General features: G+C 50.8%; 22 protein-coding genes. 9 read left to right on the forward strand and 13 right to left on the reverse strand.

Going from position 1 to position 19,748, the window contains the following annotated elements; translation table 11 throughout:
- Positions 1-18: 18 nt before the first annotated feature.
- The 8 genes from OCL06_RS05810 to OCL06_RS05845 all read left to right on the forward strand — a co-directional run bounded on the left by OCL06_RS05810 (position 19) and on the right by OCL06_RS05845 (position 7,794).
- Positions 19-2,487 (forward strand): vitamin K epoxide reductase family protein, encoded by a 2,469-nt coding sequence (locus tag OCL06_RS05810; RefSeq protein WP_262992792.1) that lies wholly within the window; start codon positions 19-21, stop codon positions 2,485-2,487.
- 119 nt (positions 2,488-2,606) lie between these two features.
- Positions 2,607-3,251 carry a MarC family protein gene (locus OCL06_RS05815; RefSeq protein ID WP_262992793.1) on the forward strand — a complete coding sequence of 215 codons (645 nt, stop codon included), beginning with the start codon at positions 2,607-2,609 and terminating at the stop codon, positions 3,249-3,251.
- Between the two features lie 136 nt (positions 3,252-3,387).
- Positions 3,388-4,221, forward strand: a complete 834-nt coding sequence (locus OCL06_RS05820) for a sulfurtransferase (protein ID WP_262992794.1) — start codon at positions 3,388-3,390, stop codon at positions 4,219-4,221.
- Complete coding sequence (gene cobB, locus OCL06_RS05825) at positions 4,218-4,946, forward strand: Sir2 family NAD+-dependent deacetylase (protein WP_262992795.1); 729 nt, start codon at positions 4,218-4,220, stop codon at positions 4,944-4,946. The genes OCL06_RS05820 and cobB overlap by 4 nt, the downstream gene beginning before the upstream one ends.
- Positions 4,947-4,948: 2 nt before the next feature.
- Positions 4,949-5,584 (forward strand): LysE family translocator, encoded by a 636-nt coding sequence (locus tag OCL06_RS05830; protein WP_262992796.1) that lies wholly within the window; start codon positions 4,949-4,951, stop codon positions 5,582-5,584.
- 62 nt (positions 5,585-5,646) lie between these two features.
- The gene (locus OCL06_RS05835) at positions 5,647-6,375 is read left to right on the forward strand and encodes a DUF2189 domain-containing protein (RefSeq protein ID WP_262992797.1); all 729 of its coding nucleotides are present in this window, start codon (positions 5,647-5,649) and stop codon (positions 6,373-6,375) included.
- Positions 6,368-7,159: a glucosaminidase domain-containing protein gene (locus OCL06_RS05840; protein ID WP_262993119.1), complete on the forward strand. Its 792-nt coding sequence runs from the start codon at positions 6,368-6,370 to the stop codon at positions 7,157-7,159. Before OCL06_RS05835 ends, OCL06_RS05840 begins: the two co-directional genes overlap by 8 nt.
- On the forward strand, positions 7,156-7,794 hold the full coding sequence (locus tag OCL06_RS05845) for a DUF2987 domain-containing protein (protein ID WP_262992798.1): 639 nt from the start codon (positions 7,156-7,158) through the stop codon (positions 7,792-7,794). The genes OCL06_RS05840 and OCL06_RS05845 overlap by 4 nt, the downstream gene beginning before the upstream one ends.
- 143 nt (positions 7,795-7,937) lie before the next feature.
- Here the strand turns inward: OCL06_RS05845 and rssA are convergent, their stop codons facing one another.
- The 11 genes from rssA to ccoN all read right to left on the reverse strand — a co-directional run bounded on the left by rssA (position 7,938) and on the right by ccoN (position 17,996).
- Complete coding sequence (gene rssA / locus OCL06_RS05850; RefSeq protein WP_262992799.1) at positions 7,938-8,834, reverse strand: patatin-like phospholipase RssA; 897 nt, start codon at positions 8,832-8,834, stop codon at positions 7,938-7,940.
- Entirely contained in the window at positions 8,831-9,784 is a 954-nt protein-coding gene (gene ttcA / locus OCL06_RS05855; RefSeq protein WP_262992800.1) for a tRNA 2-thiocytidine(32) synthetase TtcA, read from the reverse strand. The genes rssA and ttcA overlap by 4 nt, the downstream gene beginning before the upstream one ends.
- 94 nt (positions 9,785-9,878) lie before the next feature.
- Positions 9,879-10,799: a universal stress protein UspE gene (gene uspE, locus OCL06_RS05860; RefSeq protein ID WP_262992801.1), complete on the reverse strand. Its 921-nt coding sequence runs from the start codon at positions 10,797-10,799 to the stop codon at positions 9,879-9,881.
- Between the two features lie 180 nt (positions 10,800-10,979).
- A complete protein-coding gene (locus OCL06_RS05865; RefSeq protein ID WP_262992802.1) occupies positions 10,980-11,648 on the reverse strand; it encodes a sulfite exporter TauE/SafE family protein in 669 nt (222 codons plus the stop codon).
- On the reverse strand, positions 11,635-11,835 hold the full coding sequence (ccoS, locus tag OCL06_RS05870; protein WP_262992803.1) for a cbb3-type cytochrome oxidase assembly protein CcoS: 201 nt from the start codon (positions 11,833-11,835) through the stop codon (positions 11,635-11,637). Before ccoS ends, OCL06_RS05865 begins: the two co-directional genes overlap by 14 nt.
- Positions 11,836-11,844: 9 nt before the next feature.
- Entirely contained in the window at positions 11,845-14,217 is a 2,373-nt protein-coding gene (locus tag OCL06_RS05875; RefSeq protein ID WP_262992804.1) for a heavy metal translocating P-type ATPase, read from the reverse strand.
- A 1-nt stretch (position 14,218) separates the two neighbouring features.
- On the reverse strand, positions 14,219-14,698 hold the full coding sequence (locus tag OCL06_RS05880; protein ID WP_262992805.1) for a FixH family protein: 480 nt from the start codon (positions 14,696-14,698) through the stop codon (positions 14,219-14,221).
- 116 nt (positions 14,699-14,814) lie between these two features.
- Positions 14,815-15,765 carry a cytochrome-c oxidase, cbb3-type subunit III gene (ccoP, locus tag OCL06_RS05885; RefSeq protein ID WP_262992806.1) on the reverse strand — a complete coding sequence of 317 codons (951 nt, stop codon included), beginning with the start codon at positions 15,763-15,765 and terminating at the stop codon, positions 14,815-14,817.
- Positions 15,766-15,769: 4 nt separating this feature from the next.
- On the reverse strand, positions 15,770-15,943 hold the full coding sequence (locus OCL06_RS05890) for a cbb3-type cytochrome oxidase subunit 3 (protein ID WP_262992807.1): 174 nt from the start codon (positions 15,941-15,943) through the stop codon (positions 15,770-15,772).
- Positions 15,944-15,945: 2 nt separating this feature from the next.
- Positions 15,946-16,551 carry a cytochrome-c oxidase, cbb3-type subunit II gene (ccoO, locus tag OCL06_RS05895; protein WP_262992808.1) on the reverse strand — a complete coding sequence of 202 codons (606 nt, stop codon included), beginning with the start codon at positions 16,549-16,551 and terminating at the stop codon, positions 15,946-15,948.
- Between the two features lie 11 nt (positions 16,552-16,562).
- The gene (gene ccoN, locus OCL06_RS05900) at positions 16,563-17,996 is read right to left on the reverse strand and encodes a cytochrome-c oxidase, cbb3-type subunit I (RefSeq protein ID WP_262992809.1); all 1,434 of its coding nucleotides are present in this window, start codon (positions 17,994-17,996) and stop codon (positions 16,563-16,565) included.
- 230 nt (positions 17,997-18,226) lie between these two features.
- Here ccoN and OCL06_RS05905 point away from each other — a divergent pair, with 230 nt between their 5' ends.
- Entirely contained in the window at positions 18,227-18,691 is a 465-nt protein-coding gene (locus tag OCL06_RS05905) for a hypothetical protein (RefSeq protein WP_262992810.1), read from the forward strand.
- Here OCL06_RS05905 and bfr (OCL06_RS05910) read toward each other — a convergent pair whose 3' ends face one another.
- Together bfr (OCL06_RS05910) and bfr (OCL06_RS05915) are read right to left on the reverse strand one after the other, a co-directional pair.
- The gene (gene bfr / locus OCL06_RS05910; protein ID WP_262992811.1) at positions 18,692-19,159 is read right to left on the reverse strand and encodes a bacterioferritin; all 468 of its coding nucleotides are present in this window, start codon (positions 19,157-19,159) and stop codon (positions 18,692-18,694) included.
- A complete protein-coding gene (gene bfr / locus OCL06_RS05915; RefSeq protein WP_262992812.1) occupies positions 19,156-19,635 on the reverse strand; it encodes a bacterioferritin in 480 nt (159 codons plus the stop codon). Before bfr (OCL06_RS05915) ends, bfr (OCL06_RS05910) begins: the two co-directional genes overlap by 4 nt.
- Positions 19,636-19,748 lie beyond the last annotated feature (113 nt).

Below are 19,748 nucleotides of genomic sequence, written 5' to 3' on the forward strand. Positions count from 1 at the left end.
AATCATGGAAGGGCGGTAATGGTCTCAGATAAACCTGTTATTTTATTAACTGGCGCGTCGGGTAATGTGGGCAATGCGTTAATCAATGCCCTGCAAGCAGACTATGAAATCGTCGGGATGGACTTAAACCCGGCACCTGCTGCGGATGCCAGTATCGAGTGCGATTTCACATCTGACGACAGTATGGCGCTGGCCATGCGAGAAATTGACGATGTGTTAAACGGGCGGCCCATTGCTGCAGTCATTCATCTGGCGGCTTACTTTGACTTTACCGGTAATGATCACCCCCTTTATCACGAATTAAATGTTGCGGGTACCAGGCGGCTTCTTAGCCAGCTTCGCAGCAAGGCTGTAGAACGCTTTATTTATGCCTCAACCATGTTGGTGCATCAACCTGCCAGCCCCGGTATTAAGATTACTGAAGATACCCCTGTCGAGCCGGGTTGGATTTATCCACAATCTAAAGCTGACGCTGAACAGGTTATTGCCGATGAGCATGGCGAGATACCAGTGACGATCCTCCGAATGGCAGGACTGTATGATGATCATACGGCAGTACCCACACTCAGCCACCAAATCGCCAGAATCTATGAGCGGGATATAAAAAGCTGGGTGTATTCCGGCGATGCGATGGCGGGACAGGCATTTATCCATCAACAGGATATGACCGACCTGTTTGCCCGTGTAGTCAGCAAACGAAACAGTCTGCCTGACTACCACGCGTTGCTGGCCGGGGAAGATAAGGTGATGGGCTATCAGGCTCTGCAGAACAGGCTTGGGCAGTTAATCCATGGTAAACAGGAGTGGGAAACGCTGTCGGTGCCACAAAGTATTGCCAAACCGGGCGCCTGGATTGAAGAGAAAACGGAACCGGTCGTGCCGGATGACTTCGATCATGGCGATAAGCCTTTTATTCGCCCGTTTATGATTGACCTGTCCAGTGACCACTATGATCTGGATATCAGTCGGGCAGAAAGCCTTCTTGGCTGGCATCCACAACGCCGTATTCATGAAGGGTTAGCTAAACTGGTCGCTAATCTGCTCGAAGACCCTGCCAAATGGTACAGCGATAACGGCATTACCGCGCCGGACTGGATAACGGCCGCCGACGATAAACAAGTGAACGCAGAAAAAATTCGTCACAACCATATTAAGCAGTTTCGTCAGCAACACGATCATTTTTTGTGGGCGCATTTTCTCAACATGGGGCTGGCTTTCTGGCTAATCACTGCGCCGTTTTTAACCGGTTATCAAAGCCAGTCTATGATTGCCAGTGACATTGCCAGTGGGGTGGCGCTTTTCATATTCGCCAGCTTGTCCTTGTCCTGGAAGCTCAGTGCTGCGCGTTGGGCATGTGGTGCTATCGGCCTGTGGGTATTGAATGCGCCACTGGTATTCTGGGCGCCCACGGCACAGGCGTACCTGAATGACACATTTGTAGGCATGCTGATTATTGGCCTGGCGGTGTGTTCAAGACCCACTCCCGGGGTGAGTATAGTGGCGGCACAAACCGGACCTGACACTCCGCCGGGCTGGTCGTTTAATCCGTCGGGTTGGGTGCAGCGCATGCCAATCATTATTCTGGCATTTGTTGGCTTTTTTATTTCCCGCTACCTGTGCGCCTATCAACTTGGGCATATCGACGCAATCTGGGACCCGTTTTTTACCGGCACCCCGGGTAATCAGAAGAACGGCACTGAAGAGATTATCACTTCGTCGGTGTCAGAAGCCTGGCCGGTACCGGATGCGGGGCTGGGTGCCATGACTTATGCACTTGAGATCATAACCGGCATCATGGGATCTGTGCGGCGCTGGCGCACCATGCCCTGGCTGGTTATGTTGTTTGGTATCATGATCGTACCCTTGGGAGCGGTGTCTATTTTCTTTATTATCATTCAGCCCGTGGTATTGGGTACCTGGTGTACGCTGTGCCTGATTGCGGCTGCCGCGATGCTGATTCAGATCCCGTATTCGTTAGACGAACTGGTGGCGACCAGCGAGTTTCTTTACCGGCGTAAGAAAGCGGGTCGACCGCTGTTGCGGATCTTCTTTACCGGAGACACGGACGATGGTCCACAGGAGCCAAAACCTCACGAGTTCCGTCGACCAGCATGGGCAGTAATTAAGGATATGCTGGGTGGCGGTGTAAACCTGCCATGGAACCTGGCGCTGGGGATTCTGGTCGGGATATGGCTAATGTGTACCCGACTTACTCTTGGTGTGGACGGTACCATGGCTCATGCTGATCACATTATCGGCGCACTGGCGCTGACCGTTATTGTAACCGCGATGGCTGAGTCAGCCCGGGTGCTGCGTTACCTGCTTATTCCCTTGGGCGCAGCTTCAGTCATAGCCCCAATAGCGTTGAGCGCTGGCTGGCCGTCTGTGGTATCTGGCCTGGTCTGTGGAGGGCTGTTAATCGCCCTTAGCTTGCCACGAGGCCAGATTAATAATGAATATGGTCTCTGGCATAAACTCGTGCGGTAATGTTCAGGGGAGTTTACGTAAACGCTGTTAGGGTGACGCCGCGCACGCAAGCAAAAACTGGTGGTTACCAGACGCTTTGATAGAATGCGCGGCCTTTATCGTCGACAGTAACGGGACTCATGCAGGATTTATTACCTTTTGCACTGTTGTGCTTTACCTCTTTCTTCACGCTGATAAATCCTCTGGGGGTGATGCCGGTCTTTATGACCCTCACTGCGGACCTTACGCCTGCTCAACGGGTGAGAACCGCCCAGAAAGCGACCCTGGTTTCATTTATTACCATTGCGCTGTTTGCAATGGGTGGCCAATTACTGTTTTCTTTCTTTCATATTTCGGTAAACAGCTTCCGTATTGTGGGTGGCATCATTTTCTTACTGATGGGCATGGACATGCTCCAGGCACGCTTGTCGCGCATTAAGGTTGGCGAAGATGATGTGAAAACGTACGTGGAAGATATCTCCGTTACCCCTCTGGCTATTCCCATGATCTGCGGGCCGGGCGCGCTGACCAATGCCATTGTGCTAATGGACGATGCTGTCTCAATTAACTATGAGCTGGTGTTATTTGGCTCCATCTTTCTGGTGCTGTTTGTGACTTACTGGATCCTGTATTTCGCAGGCGGATTAATTAAGCTACTTGGTGATACCGGCATCAAAGTAATGATGCGCCTGATGGGCCTGATCATCATGGTTATCGCCATCGAATTTATCGTTGCAGGTATTAAACCCATCGTACTGGATATTGCCAGACAGTGGCCTCAATAGACCCGCCACCACGAGGTTGCACAACCGACGGCAGTCCAGGGTGACGGCGCTGTTTTTTTCGCCCTGTTCACCGTATGATATTTACCATCTGTTTGTAACACCAACCAATAAATAGCCTGCTGAAAGAGGAGCGTTCGTGAACTCACCCCTGATATCTGCCACTGCCGTGCGCGAGACACTGGAGCACCAGCCCGTAAGTTTGTTGCGGGCGCTAATGGATGAGCCGGGTTCTGGCACTCCGGATTCCCGCAATGCAGACCGTTTGCCTGGCTCAGTTGATTTTGACCTGGACGGGGACGGCAGTGATCCGCACGCTACCGCGCCGCATATGATGCCCTCATCGCAGACATTGGCTAACTACCTGGGGCGACTGGGTGTGGCTGAGTCGTCAGATATCATAGTCTACGACACCCGGGGGATGTTCTGCTCGCCGCGTGTATGGTGGATGTTAAAAGCCATGGGGCATGACAACGCAAAGATCCTCGATGGCGGGGTTCCGGCATGGCAGGCCGAAGGCTATCTGATGGTGCCGGGTGAGTCAGAGCAACCACCGGTACGAATGTATGAACCTGCCCTGGAAGCAGGCTGGTTTGTGCCAGCGCCTATGGTGTTAAGCGCCATTCAGGCTGGCAGGCAGATTGTGGATGCCCGGGGACCAGGACGTTTTAAGGGTACTGAACCTGAGCCTCGTAAGGGCGTGCGCTCAGGTCATATGCCGGGAGCCACCAACATTCACTACAGTACGCTGATTGAAAATGGCCAGCTGTTACCGGTGAATGAACTCAGACAACGGTTTGAGCAGGCTGGTATAAATTTGGCGGAACCCATTATTTGCACCTGTGGGTCGGGGATCACTGCCTGCATTGTGGCGCTGGCAGCCCGGCTGTGTGGCGCCACGCAAGTGAGTGTGTATGACGGCTCATGGGCTGAATGGGGCGCGAACCCTGACTATCCGGCAGAGCTGTCATGAGAGGGCTGCCACGGGTCGTGGTATTAACCGGGGCAGGGATCTCCGCCGAGTCCGGATTACAGACCTTCCGCGACAACGACGGGCTGTGGGAGTCACATCGCATCGAGGACGTGGCAACCCCCGAAGCCTTCGCCGCTAACCCTGAACTGGTTTACAGCTTCTACAATGCCAGACGGGCACAACTGCAACAGCCTGAAGTTACCCCTAATGCAGCGCACACTGCGCTCGCTAAGTTAGAGCAACACTTAGGCGATCACTTTCTGCTGGTAACACAAAATGTCGATAACCTGCACGAGCGGGCCGGCAGTGAGCGGGTGTTGCACATGCACGGAAGCTTGCTTGCAGCCCGGTGTAGTCATTCAGGTGAAAGTCATACGTGGAAACAGGCGTTTGATGGCAGCACTCCTTGCCCGTGTTGTGCATCGCCGGGGCAGTTACGGCCAGATATTGTCTGGTTTGGTGAAATGCCCATGTATATGGATGCGATTCACGATGCGCTCTCACAGGCCGATTTTTTTGTTTCTATAGGCACATCAGGCCAGGTATACCCGGCTGCGGGATTCGTTCAGACAGCCCGTGAGTTTGGTGCCACCACAATAGAACTAAACCTGGAAGCCAGCCAACGCGGTTCACTGTTTTCAGAATCATTCCAGGGGCCCGCGTCGAAGTTGGTACCTGACTACGTAGAGGCATTTATCGAGCAACTTTCTGTATCTGAGAAGTAACCATGTTCCCGTATTTTGAAGAATTTATTACCATCGCGTTGGTTCACCTGGTGGCAGTGGCCAGCCCAGGACCGGACTTTGCAATTGTGGTACGCCATAGTGTCGCATATGGTCGTCGTGTGGCCATGCTCACCAGTATCGGTATTGGCTTAGGGATTTTACTGCATGTAGCGTATTCACTGGTGGGCCTGAGTGTGGTGATTGCCACTACGCCTTGGTTATATGCGGCTATCAGCTACCTGGCTGCGGCTTATCTGATTTATTTGGCTGTAGGGGCGCTGCGCAGTGGACCGCCAGAAAAGAACACTGTCGTCACTGCGGATAAAAAAGCCCCGGCGGACAGTATGTCAGATAAAAAGGCGCTGTGGATTGGCTTTCTTACCAACGGGCTAAACCCCAAAGCCACGTTGTTTTTCCTGTCGTTGTTTACTGCCATTATCAACGTAGACACGCCGTTTACTATTAAACTGGGCTATGGAATTTACCTGGCCGTTGCCACCGGGATCTGGTTCTGCTTTTTATCATATCTGCTTAGTACCAGCCGGGTAGCCGAACTGATTGGTGCAAAGGGTTACTGGCTGGATCGTATGATGGGCGTATTGCTGATTGGATTGGCGGCCAAGCTTGTCTGGATGTAGTAGGGTTCCACGGCACAATACGTTACAATACGTGGGTTTATGAACACAGATGAGACCCTTGCGTGACGCAAAAAAACCATAATTCAGAATCACAAGTTAGCCAAACGGACAATCTTGAAGCCACGCTGGAAGGGCGTTATCAGTTTGATTTGCAGCGCACACTGGCCCGCGCGAATCACTTAGTTAAAACCCATTTTTCAGCCATGGTGCAGGCGTGCGTGGTAGTTTTTCTGGTGTTGGTGGTCATTGCACTTATCATGCAGTCATTGCCGGCTGAACAGCAGGGCTTTATTCAGATAGGTGCCATACTGGTGCTGGCACCGCTGCAAACCGGCCTGTATATGATGGGCGTGCGCGGCGCGCGCAACGAGTCGGTGAAAGTCATGGATGTATTCAGTTATCTGCCCATTACTATTGTGGTAGCGCTTACCCAGTTAATTGTGGCGATTCTTACGCAACTGGGATTGGTACTTCTGATTGTGCCCGGCATATATATCATGGTTGCATCAACCTTTGCGTTAACCCTGGTGGCCGACAGAAACTTGTCTGCAGTAAACGCCATACTGATGTCTTGCCGTATTGTTAACCGTTACTTCTGGCACATGCTGATGTTTACGGGCGTGTTTTTAGTCCTGATGGGCATTGGAATAGCCACGTTCGGTTTCGCGCTATTATGGGTAATGCCACTGTATTTCTTCGCCATTGGGGTGCTTTACGCCGATATGGTGGGCACATCAGGCGCACAATCATCGTCAGCAGGTGAACAGCATGAGTCAACCTTCGATGCATAAACGGGAAACCGTTAAAATTGTCCTCATTACACTCGGGGTATTGGGGGTAATTGTTATTAACGCCTGGATCCTCGCCAGTCGGGAACCTGACATTCTGGATGTGCCGGAAACCACTGAAGCGCGCAAACCGGTACCTGATTTCTCGGCCTACGACAATATTCAGGAGAAAAAGGCGGCGTTTTTCAGTTATCTGAAACCAGAAGTTGAGAAACAAAATGCGTATCTGCTGGCTCTGCGTCACTATCTGCAAACGCTGCTGCGACAGGTCCTGGCCGGTGAGACAGTAGATGACGACGATCTTGAACGAATTGGCTGGCTGTCGAAGGAGTATCGTGTGAAAGCCGATGCACCGGTTAAAGACCGTATTATGACGCTGCTTCAGAAAGTCGATATTTTACCGGTTGAACTGGTGCTAGCCCAGGCAGCCAACGAGTCGGCCTGGGGAACCAGCCGATTTGCACAACAGGGCTATAACTTTTTCGGTTTATGGTGTTTTCGTAAAGGGTGTGGCTTTGTACCTTCCCAGCGAAATGACGGCGCCAGTCATGAGGTGGCGAAATTTGATAACCTGTCACGCGCCACTTACACCTACATGCGAAATATAAACCGGCACGATGCCTATAAGCGGCTTCGCGAGATCCGCAGTCGCCTCAGAGCAAATCAAATCCCTATCAGTGGGGTGGCGCTGGCGGAAGGGTTAATGAATTATTCCGAACGCGGTGCCGCGTATGTGGAAGAACTGCAGAATATGATTGAATTTAATCAGGAGTACCTCACAGAATGAAGAAAGTATGGGTAGTGGCATTGGCCACACTGTTAAGTTTCCCGCTAAGTGCAGAAACTATCGAGGTTGAATACAGTCGTTTTTATAGTCATGTAAGAAAGCTAAACAGTGAAGATACCAACGCATTACAGTTCGCATTCGGCTTTTTACGGGTCGGTGAGGGGCGTTTGTGCGGTATCAATGATGCTGAAATCGTCACGGACAAACAAACATTACCGTTACAGGTGAGTGAGGAGAACCGCTTTACTGTGCCCTCTGAAAAAGTGCTTAAAATGGCTGATGCACTGATCAGAATCGATCTGGCTGAGGCAGCTAACGTGTGCGATATGTCAGTTCAGCTGGAAACCAAGCCAGAATACCTCAAGCAGTCGTATACTGCTGAAGAGCTTACCGAACTACTGGAAAACTACCGGGCATTTTTCAATGAAATGGGCAGCTTTCTGTCATTTATGATGCCCACCGTCGAGGGGCTTATGGTGCATTTCTCTGATCCCAATCTTGATTATCTGATTGAAGATGCGCCGGCGGTGAATAACGGCATGTTAATGCTGGATATGGACTGGCTGGACAAGGATAAAGGCATTGAGTTGCCTGAAAAACCGTTACGCATAACGGCCATGGCGTCCAAAGGGTAACCTTGAAGCCCGCTTCTGCTATGCCATGCGGACCTGGTGCTGGGGCAGTACGGTTTACTGTACCGCACATAATGGCGAGCCCGACGGCTTACATGTAAGCCGGTGGTTTCAGCTTCTTTGCAGTAGCTTATCCTGTATCAAGATTAATTAATCACCAATTGATACCGAATTTGCTCGGCCAGGCGATTAACCGTTTCTTCACCGCGTTTGCACATTTCCTCTGCGCGGTGAAATTCCATTAAACCCACATCAGTGAGCTGCGGCTCGATAAATATGTCTGGTGGATCGCCCGCCAGCCGCGACCGCGTTACCCTGGCCTGCAATATTTCCAGAGAGCTGCTCATAATGCTTAAAATACCCGGCGGGGTCATCTTATTTGGCTGGGTTTCTGGCGAGAACCACTGGCGTACTACGTTCTGACTTTTGGTAAAGAAGTCATCGGTTTTACGCTGAATTTCTTCATGCTCCATGCGCGCCTTTACCAGGCGCTGGGGGCGAAAATCGGCGTTCAGGTTCACCGCGATAACAAAGTCTGCACCGAGCTGGCGACACAGATTTACCGGCACCGGGTTAACGACCGCGCCATCTACCAACCAGCGCTCTTCATTGGCTACCGGGCTGAACAGAGCCGGAATGGCACAGGAAGCCTGCACAGAGTCGCCAACATCGCCACTACTGAATACCACCTCACGACCGGAATATAAATCAGTTGCTACTACGGCAAATGGCTTTTCCATTTCTTCAAAGGTAGGTGCACAGAAGTCACTGGCTAGTTTATCAAATACCTTCTGACCACTGGCCAGCGAGCCACGACGAATACCTACCCCCATCAGGGACAACACCTGCCACTCGGTCAGGCTTTCGGACCAGGCTTTTAATTCGTTTAATTTGCCACTGGCATAAGCGGCACCGACATAAGCACCAATTGAACTTCCGGCCACCACGTCGATATTTACACCGAGCTTTTCCAGTGCCTGAATGATGCCAATGTGCGCCCAACCTCTGGCCGCGCCGGAACCTAATGCAATTCCAATTTTCATCGCGTTGTATCCATTACCTGAATAACCTGAACGCCGTTGTTGTCTTGCTCATTTGTCATTTCCGGGGCATCAAGGATAGGGGCGTCGAAGCCAATATCACCGTCAGCCACCGGGCCATCCGAATGCGCTATATTCTGAAAGTCATACAACTTATTGTCGGCCAGATGAGAAGGGGCCACGTTTTGCATAGCGCGAAACATGCTCTCTATACGACCCGGGAAGCGGCGGTGCCAATCCTGCAACATGGCTTTGATGTTCTGGCGCTGCAGGTTTTCCTGCGAGCCACACAAATTACAGGGAATAATGGGAAACTCCACGGCGTCCGAATATTTCTGAATGTCTTTCTCGGTGCAATAAGTCAGTGGCCGGATAACGATATGTTTGCCGTCGTCGCTCACCAGCTTGGGGGGCATGGACTTAAGTTTGCCGCCATGGAACATATTCAAAAACAAGGTTTCCAGCATATCGTCGCGGTGATGACCTAAGGCGATTTTCGTGGCGCCCAGTTCGGTTGCGGTGCGGTACAAAATTCCACGGCGCAGACGGGAGCATAGCGCACAGGTCGTTTTACCTTCCGGAACTTTCTCTTTCACGATGGAATACGTGTCTTCTTCTACGATCAGGTACTCAACTCCCAGTCCTTCCAGGTATTGAGGAAGCACGTGCTCCGGGAAGCCCGGTTGTTTTTGATCCAGATTTACCGCGATGATGTCGAAATGAATTGGCGCAATCTTTTTCAGGTACAGCAGTATGTCCAGCATGGTATAGCTATCTTTGCCGCCTGATAAGCACACCATCACCTTGTCGTTTTCTTCAATCATGCCGAAATCGGCAATGGCTTTGCCCACATTGCGACGCAGTCGTTTCTGCAGCTTGTTGAAACTGTATTTCTGTTTACTGGTGGACGATGCCGACTCACTTGCTGCTGCGGGGGTTCCGGATACACTCATGGATTAACGCTTATTTCATACTGCTTAAAACACCATTATACCGAAGGGGTAAGGCATTCGTCACCTTGCCTCTGTACAAATTTTAAAGCTTTTCCTAACGCAGCGGGCATTGAAAGTCATCTGGCTTTACGGCCAGGACATCACAATCAAGATCATCAATGACGTGCTCAGCGGTATTACCAATTAATGCCGCGGATAACCCCACACGACCCACCGTGCCAATTATTACCAGTTCCGCATCAATGTCTCTGGCAACTTGCGGTACCACCTTTTCCGGCATACCTTCTTTCACATGACAATGATCAATTGAGATGGCATGCTTTTTCGCGTGCGATTGCATTTCTTCAAGGTGGTGGGTGCGCACCGAATGGTTGTAACGGTCAGGATCAAAGCCTGGCACCTCAATGGCAATATTCAGCGGCGTGCCAGGGTAGCTATTTACCAGATGCACGTGACCACTGAGTAAATTGGCGTAATCCCGGGCAATATGAGTAAGCTTGTCGTTAAGTTGGGCGTGCTCGTCGTCTTCCGTGCCCACGTTAACGGCGGCAATAATATTACCGTCTACCGGCCAGCCGTGATCTTTTACCAGTAGCACAGGGGAGGGGCATTTACGTAATAAGTGCCAGTCAGTAGGCGTAAATATGACTGAGGCCAAATCATCATGCCGCTTTGTGCCTTTCACTACCAGGTTAACTTCGTTGTCCAGCACGTAGTGAATAATGGCTTCAAAAGCCCGGTTATTCCATTCCACTACGACTTCGATGTCCTCGTTGCCTTGATTTTTAAGCTGTGCCGCCAGCCAGGCAGACCTGTCTTTGGTAACTGCATCACGCATGGCTTCGCGTTCATCAGGGCTGAGCATAGTGGTCATGTCATAAGAGAAGTCGTAGACCACCATGATTGCGGTTACCGTCGCGCCTGTTTTTTTGGCAATTTCCAGTGCCCGGGAAAGCGCGGGTTGATTGTCATTGTCAGGTTCGATAACAGCAAGTATGTGATTGTACTTAATCATAGGGTTGTCTCCGTACCAATGTCACCGACCTAAAGGCCCTGTGCAAGACTGTCGCATCTTAGTTAAGTGTAAACCCTGATTCTAAAAAATGGGGGAAATTTATGAATTTAACTGACATGACAAGCCTGCATCCCGGGTATGGGCAGAATGCAGGAAGTGGTACAAAGTAGACGTTTGCGATCAGACGAAATGATGAGCGGCCTGATAGAGCATGTACACGGCGTACGCCAGCAAGCTGACAGCGATAACTTGCCGTGAAATTGGATGCCGGAAACCCTGTAGCAGCCATTTCACACCATAACTGGCAACCAGCAAGGTGGGCAGCGTACCCAGGCCAAAGCAAAACATGATCAATGCACCCTGTAAGGCAGATCCTGAAGCCAGTGACCAAGTGAGGGTAGAGTAAACAAGCCCGCAGGGCAGCCAGCCCCAGATTGCACCATATGGGTAGGCAGCGAGGGGTGATTTGAACGGCACAAAGCGACGGGAAAGAGGCTGGAGGCGTTTCCAGATATGACGTCCAAGTGATTCAATATGGCGCAAGCCCAGCCACCACTGACCCAGGTAGCAGGCCAGTGCGATCAGCATGACGCCACTCAGGACGGCTAACACTGGCCCGAGCACGGGCAGTAAGGTGGCGGACATTTGCCCCAGCGCTCCGGTGATCGCGCCCGCCAGTGTATAGCTGCTGATACGGCCAAGGTTATAGCTCAGGGTATAGGGAAGGGGGTTAGTGTCGGCCGGAGTGACCACTCGTAACGCACTGATCACGCCGCCGCACATGCCAATACAGTGTACCCCGCCGGCCAGGCCAATCAGCAACGCGGAAAACAGGCTAATCTCGGTCATTCAGCAGTTTTTTCCGCTCTTCGGCCAGTTTTTTCTCTTCGGGCGGGAGGTCGTCATCGAATAAAATGTTGTAACCCTGACGGTCGAGATCTTCAAACTGGTTACTTTTTACTGCCCAGAAAAATATCCCTATAGCGGCAGCAATAATGATAATCGCCACCGGGATGAGGACGTAAATAATGCTCATAACCGCCTCCTATCTGAGTAACCGGGTTGAATTACTGACCACAATAATACTGCTTAATGACATGCCTACTACTGCCATCCAAGGCGACAGGACGCCACTGACTGCGAAAGGCAGGATGAGGACATTGTACCCGATTGCCCACGCCATATTCTGAATAATTTTACGCCGCGCCCGGCTGGCCAGCTCAAACAGGCTGGTGAGGGACAGTAGCTTATCGCCCAGTAAAACAATATCAGCAGCTGTTTTGGCTACGTCGGTGGCACCGCCCACGGCGACTGACACATCGGCGCTGGCCAGTACCGGTGCATCATTAATTCCGTCACCCAGCATCATCACCCGCTGCCCACGTTGCTGCAGGGCTTGCACGTGCTGATATTTTTGTTCAGGTGACAGCCCGCCGATAGCCTGTTGAAGCGGTAGCTCGCTGGCCAGTGTATCAACATGACTCTGCGCATCTCCGCTCAGTAAAATCAAAGCACGGCTCTTTAAGTACTGTAAAGTCTGCGCCGCGTCTTCGCGCAGGCTGTCGGTCACTAAGAAAGCGGCTAGGACTTGCTGTTGAGTGAACAGATACACGTTGGCATCGAATCCTGTGTGAGGCACAGAATGAGGGCAAAAGTGCCGGGCACCCATAAAATAGGTCTCCCCGTTAACATTACCTTTAATCCCTGCGCCAGGTGTGACCGAAAATTCACTGATTGCAGCAAGATCATGGCGGGAGAATGCCCGGGCTATGGGGTGCTCAGACCGGGATTCCAGCGTAGCGGCAAGCTGCAAAATATGTTCGACAGGCAATGCGTCGGAAAACCACTGCTTAGATACCGCAAATTCACCCACCGTAAGCGTGCCGGTTTTATCCAGTGCTACGGTATCTATGTCATTGAGTTGCTCCAGGACATCTGCTCGTTTTAACAGGATCCCCTGACGATTCAGTTTTGCCATTGCGCAGGTCAGTGCGGAGGGCGTGGCCAATCCCAGAGCACAAGGACAGGTAGCGACCAGTACAGCGATGGTGATCCAGAAAGCATCCTCGTTTTGCTGCCACCACCAGAATGTAAAAGTGGCAGCAGAAATGAGCAATACTGCGCAGACAAAGTAGCGTGAGAAGCGGTCGGCTAGCTGGGCAATGCGCGGCTTGCTGGCCATGGCTTCGGCCTGCAAGCGGATAATCTGATTGACCAGCGCATGTTTAAGGGTGCTGGTCACGGTGACAGTCAGTGTTCCGGCCTGATTGACTGTGCCCCCGAACACCTTATCACCTGGCTGCTTGCGAACCGGGACAAATTCCCCCGACAACATGGATTCGTCTACGCTGCTGGTGCCGTCGCTAATCACTCCATCTATGGGGACGGTTTCACCAGGTTTGATCAGCACCCGGTCACCCACGTTTAACTTTTTAGCCAGGCAGGTGTCCAACTGGCCATCACTAAGTAACAGGGTGGCCGACACCGGAATGTGCTGGGTCATATTCGCTGAAATTTCTGCTGCCCGGTGGCGGCTGCGGTGTTCCAGGAAGCGACTGAGCAACAGCAGGAAGATGAACATGCAGATAGATTCGAAATACACTTCACCAGATTCCGTTAAGGTGGCCTGCAGGCCGGCGCCATAGGTACCAAATATTGCCAGTGTGACCGGCACATCCATATTAACGGTACGTGCGCTCAGGGCTTTCAGGGCCCCCAGATAAAATATGCTGCCCGAGTAGAGTACAACCGGGGTGGTAAGCACTAAAGCCACCCAGTGAAAATAACGTCGGGTGTCTTCGTCGATACTGCCAAATAAATCGAAATACAGGCCGGCCATGAGCATCATAACTTGCATGGTCATCAAACCCGCCAGGCCAAGCTTCTTAAGAAACGACTTCTGTTCTTTTTTGTAAGAGGCTTCATGCTGGTCAGGCTGAAAGGGGATGGCCGTGTAGCCGATACGCTTTAATGCACTCAGTAAATGACTCAGCGACAGTTTGTCATCATGCCAGGTAACCATTGCCCGGCGAGCCTGCACGTTAACCGCGACCTTCTCAATGCCATCAACCCGGGCCAACTGCTTTTCAATTAGCCATCCGCAAGCCGCACAGGTAATACCCTCTACGGTGAGCTGGATCTGTTTGTGTTTGCCTTCTTCAAACACAAACTCTTCCTGAAGTGCAGGATCGTCGTACACATCCATGGTTTTCAGTACATCAGATAAGTCGGCATCACCCTGAACCGCAGGCTCTGTACGAAAGCGGTAATAGTCTTCCAGACCGTTATCGACTATGGCAGTAGCTACGGCCTGACAGCCGGGACAGCAAAGGGTGCGCGGCTCGCCTAATACAGTGGCCTGGTAGGAGTGAACAGGGTCGTTGGCCTGCCCACAGTGATAACAAACGTGGCTTGTCATATCAGGGGTTAAAGGTTATCTCACCCGTTTGAGGCAAGGTGATCACGTTAAGGATTTTCCACTCCTCGTTAACGGGGGTAAGGCTGATCCGCCACTTGCCGTTCAATGAGTTTTCGGTAAACCCACGATACACGCCCCCTGCATCCCGGCTGAGCATTACCGTGACATCACGTTCTTCTAACGTGGTGTGATAAAAGGCCAACTTAAGTGCCTGACCATCCTGAGGGATACCGGAGTGAAACTTCACTGAAATTGCGCCGTCGTTGATAACGAGGTCGCTGGTAATGTTCCGTCGCCGGGCTTCTTCCTCTTTATCAAGGTTGGCGTTAATGGCTTTACCTTCCTTGTAGTAATCATCAACCACCAGGCTGTCAGATGTGTTGGTCGCCAGGTTCAGCAACACCATCCCCATTGTGAAGGAGGCTAACGGAATAAAAATAAGAAACCAGGGCCAAAACTGTTTATACCAGGGCGTATTCATGTACTGCAGACCACACTAAGAAAAAGGATTGGTTACGGGATTAGACGGATAACAACTGATATTTTCGCATAAAAAAAGCCTCGTGATAACGAGGCTTTTTGCAAAACATAGAACGATTAGTTCGACAAACTGTACACGTAAGACGCCACCACATGGATTTTGTCTTCGCCCAGCGTATTCTTGAACGAAGGCATGACACCGTTACGGCCATAATAGAGCGTTTCTGTTACCGCACGCTTACTACCGCCATATAACCAGATGTTGTCAGTCAGGTTAGGTGCACCCATAGCCTGATTGCCTTTGCCGTCGGCACCATGGCATGCAGCGCAGGCTGCGAAGCGTGGTTTGCCCGCTGCGGCCAGTTCCGCATCTACGTCACGGCCACTCAGGCTTAACACGTACGCCACTACTTCATCAATGCCTTGCTCGCCCATGGCATCCAGCCACGCTGGCATGGCCGCCTGACGCCCCATCATAAGGGTTTCTTTGATTTTCTCGCCAGAACCGCCATACAGCCAGTCGTCATCGGTAAGGTTAGGGAAGCCGCCAGCCTGACCACGGGCATCTGAACCGTGACACTGAGAACAGTTTTGCAGGAACAGGCGCTGTCCCACTTTCAGTGCTTCAGGATCTTTAGCTAATTCTTCCACCGGCACCTGAGCATACGCTTCGAAGATAGGGTCAAATTTTTCTGCGGCGAAATCCAGTTCGCGGTCATACTCAACAATTAACCCTTGCTCTTTCGCGTCAATGCGTGCCTGACGGGACTCTTCCAGTGACTGAATGTTCTGGTTTGAACTTTTCCAGCCCCACAGCCCTTGCCAGGAACCTAAACCCGGGTAAAGTGCCAGGTAAATAACGCCCCATACAATGGTGATATAAAATAAGATGGTCCACCATTTTGGCAGCGGGTTGTTTATTTCCTCGATGCCATCAAATTCGTGCCCCATTGATTCACCTTCCGCTACGCCAGTGTGGTTACCCAAACACCAACGTAAAAGGAAGTAGCATCCAATGATTAACCCGAGGGTTATCACTGAAATCCATATTGTCCAAAACATAGTCATGAGTTTAAGACTCCCGCTTACTCTTATCGTGATTCTTCTTATCTTCGTCTGCGAAGGGCAGGTTGGCCGCTTCGTCAAACCGCTTTTTATTGCGACTACTGAACGCCCACCACACTACACCTGCAAAGCAGACAAAGACGATGACAGTAAATATGCTGCCTACAATTCCCTGATCCATAACTATTTCAGATGTGTGCCAAGAGATTGAAGGTAAGCAATCAGAGCCTGCATTTCTGTTTTGCCCTGAACTGCCGCTTTAGCGCCGGCGATATCCTCGTCGGTGTACGGAACGCCGAAACCACGGAATACTTCCATCTTTTCAGCGGTTAACTCGCCTGTCAGCGTGTTCTCTTCCAGCCACGGGAACCCAGGCATGTTTGACTCTGGAACAACGTTACGTGGATTAAGCAGGTGAACACGGTGCCACTCATCGCTGTAACGACCACCTACGCGAGCCAGATCCGGGCCAGTACGTTTTGAGCCCCACAAGAAGGGATGCTCCCATACCGACTCGCCGGCAACAGAGTAGTGGCCATAGCGCTCAGTTTCGGCGCGGAATGGCCGAATCATCTGGCTGTGACAGCCTACACAGCCTTCACGGATGTAGATGTCACGGCCTTCGAGTTCCAGCGCAGTATAGGGGCGCAGATCTTTAACCGGCTCCATTACCTGTTGCTGGAACATCAGCGGGGTAATCTGGACCAGCGCACCGAAACTGATTGCAACTAAAATCAGTACGGTGAGCAGGCCAACATTTTTTTCAATTAACTCATGTGCGTTTTTCATTCTACTGCTCCTTACGCTGGCTGTGTTGCTGGGTCAGCCGCAATGCTACCTTTCGGTGCGCGTACGGTTTTGTAGGTGTTGTAAGCCATGATCAGCATGCCAGCCACCACAAAGAGACCACCAATGAAGCGCACTACATAGAACGGTTTAGAGGCTTCCAGCGACTCAACAAAGCTGTAGGTGAGGGTGCCATCGGCATTCACTGCACGCCACATCAGGCCTTGCAGAACACCAGACATCCACATCGCGACGATGTAAAGCACCACGCCAATAGTCGCCAGCCAGAAGTGCACATTAACCAGGCTGGTGCTGTACATAGCACGTTGCCCGAACAGTATGGGGATTAGGTGGTAGATTGAGCCAATGGAGACCATGGCAACCCAGCCTAATGCACCAGAATGCACGTGACCGATAGTCCAGTCAGTATAATGAGAAAGCGCGTTTACCGTTTTGATAGCCATCATTGGGCCTTCAAACGTTGACATGCCATAGAAAGACAGCGACACAATCAGGAAGCGCAGAACGGGGTCGGTGCGCAATTTATGCCAGGCACCAGATAACGTCATAATACCATTGATCATGCCGCCCCAGGAGGGAACGAACAGAATGATAGACATCACCATGCCCAGCGACTGTGTCCAGTCAGGCAGCGCTGTGTAGTGCAGGTGATGCGGACCCGCCCAGATATAAAGTGAAATCAGTGCCCAGAAGTGAACAATAGACAGACGGTATGAGTAAACCGGACGTCCTGCTTGTTTGGGTACAAAGTAGTACATCATGCCCAGGAAACCAGCGGTCAGGAAAAACCCTACGGCATTGTGACCGTACCACCACTGCATCATGGCATCTACGGCACCGGCGTACAGCGAATAAGACTTGCCGAAAGCGACCGGGATAGCCATGCTGTTACCAATATGCAGAACCAGTACGGTCAGCATGAAGGCGCCAAGGAACCAGTTTGCTACATAGATGTGTGAGACCTTGCGGATCACCAGCGTGCCAAAGAAGTTGATCACGTAGGCAGTCCAGACCAGCGCGATCAGGATATCAATTGGCCACTCAAGTTCAGCATATTCCTTACTTGTGGTCAGGCCCATAGGTAAGGTGATAATGGCCAGAACGATAACGGCCTGCCAGCCCCAAAAAGTAAAGGCCGCCAGTTTGTCACTGAACAGCCTTACCTGGCTGGTTCTTTGGACAATATAATAGGAGGTGGCGAACAGTGCACAGCCACCGAAGGCGAATATTACGGCGTTAGTGTGCAGGGGACGCAGACGCGAAAACGTCAAATATGGGATGTCGAAGTTAAGTGCCGGGGCGAATAGTTGCGCAGCAATAAACACTCCCAGGCCCATACCAACGATTCCCCATACAATGGTCATGATGGTAAATTGCCTGACCACTTTATAGTTGTAGTCAGGTTGTGCTTGGCTTATTTCACTCATTTTAATGAATTTCCACTTCAAATGAACAATGGGTCTCCAACTGCCGTGAGGTCACGGTATTTGCGAGATTGCGGGTTCACATCGTGCCTGGAAAGAGTAATAATTATTGTCCCCAGGCCAGTCGGTACGCGGATGATAAAGTTTTTGTATACAAAAAGATACCACAAACTGTGCGTGTATGATCGTGCCCGATTATTAAAAAACCGAATGCTAACAAAGCCGCTGTAAACATGAACAAAAAGATAACAAAAATTTTACATAGAAGTGTTGCGCCGGTCAGTATTCTGGCACTTATCATAGTAGTGTATCTGGCTCAGGACCACCTGAGGATGCAGGGAAAGACCACACGAGTCATACAGGAGCCGGCTAACCACTGTGAATTTGTCAAAGGACGTTGTGATTTTCAGATAGCCGGGAAGCCGGCGCGAGCAGAATTTATTACTCCGGTGGCAACCGAAGAGTCGGTTACGGTGGCCTTTACCTTACCCAGTCATATCAGCCTGCAAAGCGTGTGGATAGAAGGCGAAAATATGTATATGGGGCAAATTCCGGTATTAGTAGAAAATGAGTCTGAAAATAGCTGGTCGGGCTGGTTTATGCTGGGAAGTTGTTCTGAGCCGGTCATGCGCTGGAAAATGCTGGTAAATATAAAAGGCCGGACAGAGCCGGCCTTATTGTACTTTACTACATCGTGATTACATCTGAGATTGTAAGTAGTTAGGCAAACCTATACGTTTGATTAAACCTAGCTGCTGTTCCAGCCAGTACGCGTGGTCCATCTCGGTGTCATCTAACAGCGTAATCAGCATGTCCCGGGTGACATAGTCTTTTTCCTGTTCACACAGGGCAATGACCTCACGTAATTTAGCATCAACTTCATACTCTACACGCAGGTCGCTTTCCAGCATTTCGGGTACGTCCGCGCCAATCTTCAGACCGGTGCGCTGCACCATGTCCGGCGTGCCTTCCAGGAATAGCATGCGTTCGATGAGTTTGGTTGCGTGACCACGTTCATCGTCGAACTCATGATCAATACGTTCATATAATTTGTGCAGACCCCAGTCGAGGTACATTTGTGAATGGATGAAGTACTGATCCATCGCAGCCAGCTCGAACGCTAGCAGGGAGTTTAACCCGTCAATTATTTTCTGATTGCCTTTCATTTGTCATCTCCCATTACTTGCGTCTGCAGATAATTTTCAATGCCCATATTTTCTATTTGATATTCCTGCGTTTCCAGCCAGTCCAGATGTTCTTCTTCGTATTCAAGAATGTCTTCCAGTAAATCCCGGCTGACATAATCTTGCTTCTCCTCACACAGCGCTATCGCTTCGCGGAGCAGGGGCAGTTGTTCATTCTGAAATTTAGTATCGCAGGCCAGCATTTCTTCGGTGTCTTCACCAATATAAAGTTTGCCCAGCGCCTGCAGATTCGGTAAGCCTTCAAGAAACAAGATGCGCTCAATCAAGTCGTCCGCTTGTTTCATGTCTTTAATGGATTTTTTGTAGTTCTTCTCGTTGAGCTCCTGTAAGCCCCAGTTTTTGAACATCCGGGCGTGCAGGAAGTACTGATTAATTGACGTCAGCTCACACGTGAGAACGTCATTCAGCTTAGCGACTACCTGTTTGTTGCCTTTCATAATGCGTCCTGTTGAAAAATGATGACGAAAGTTTAGTTTAAACTTGTCGCCTTGTCAAAAAATACTATAGAAAACAAAGGCATACTAACGATAATAGTTCTCACTGTAACCTT

The organism is Alteromonas salexigens, assembly GCF_025628895.1.
Classification (GTDB): Bacteria; Pseudomonadota; Gammaproteobacteria; order Enterobacterales; family Alteromonadaceae; genus Alteromonas; species Alteromonas salexigens.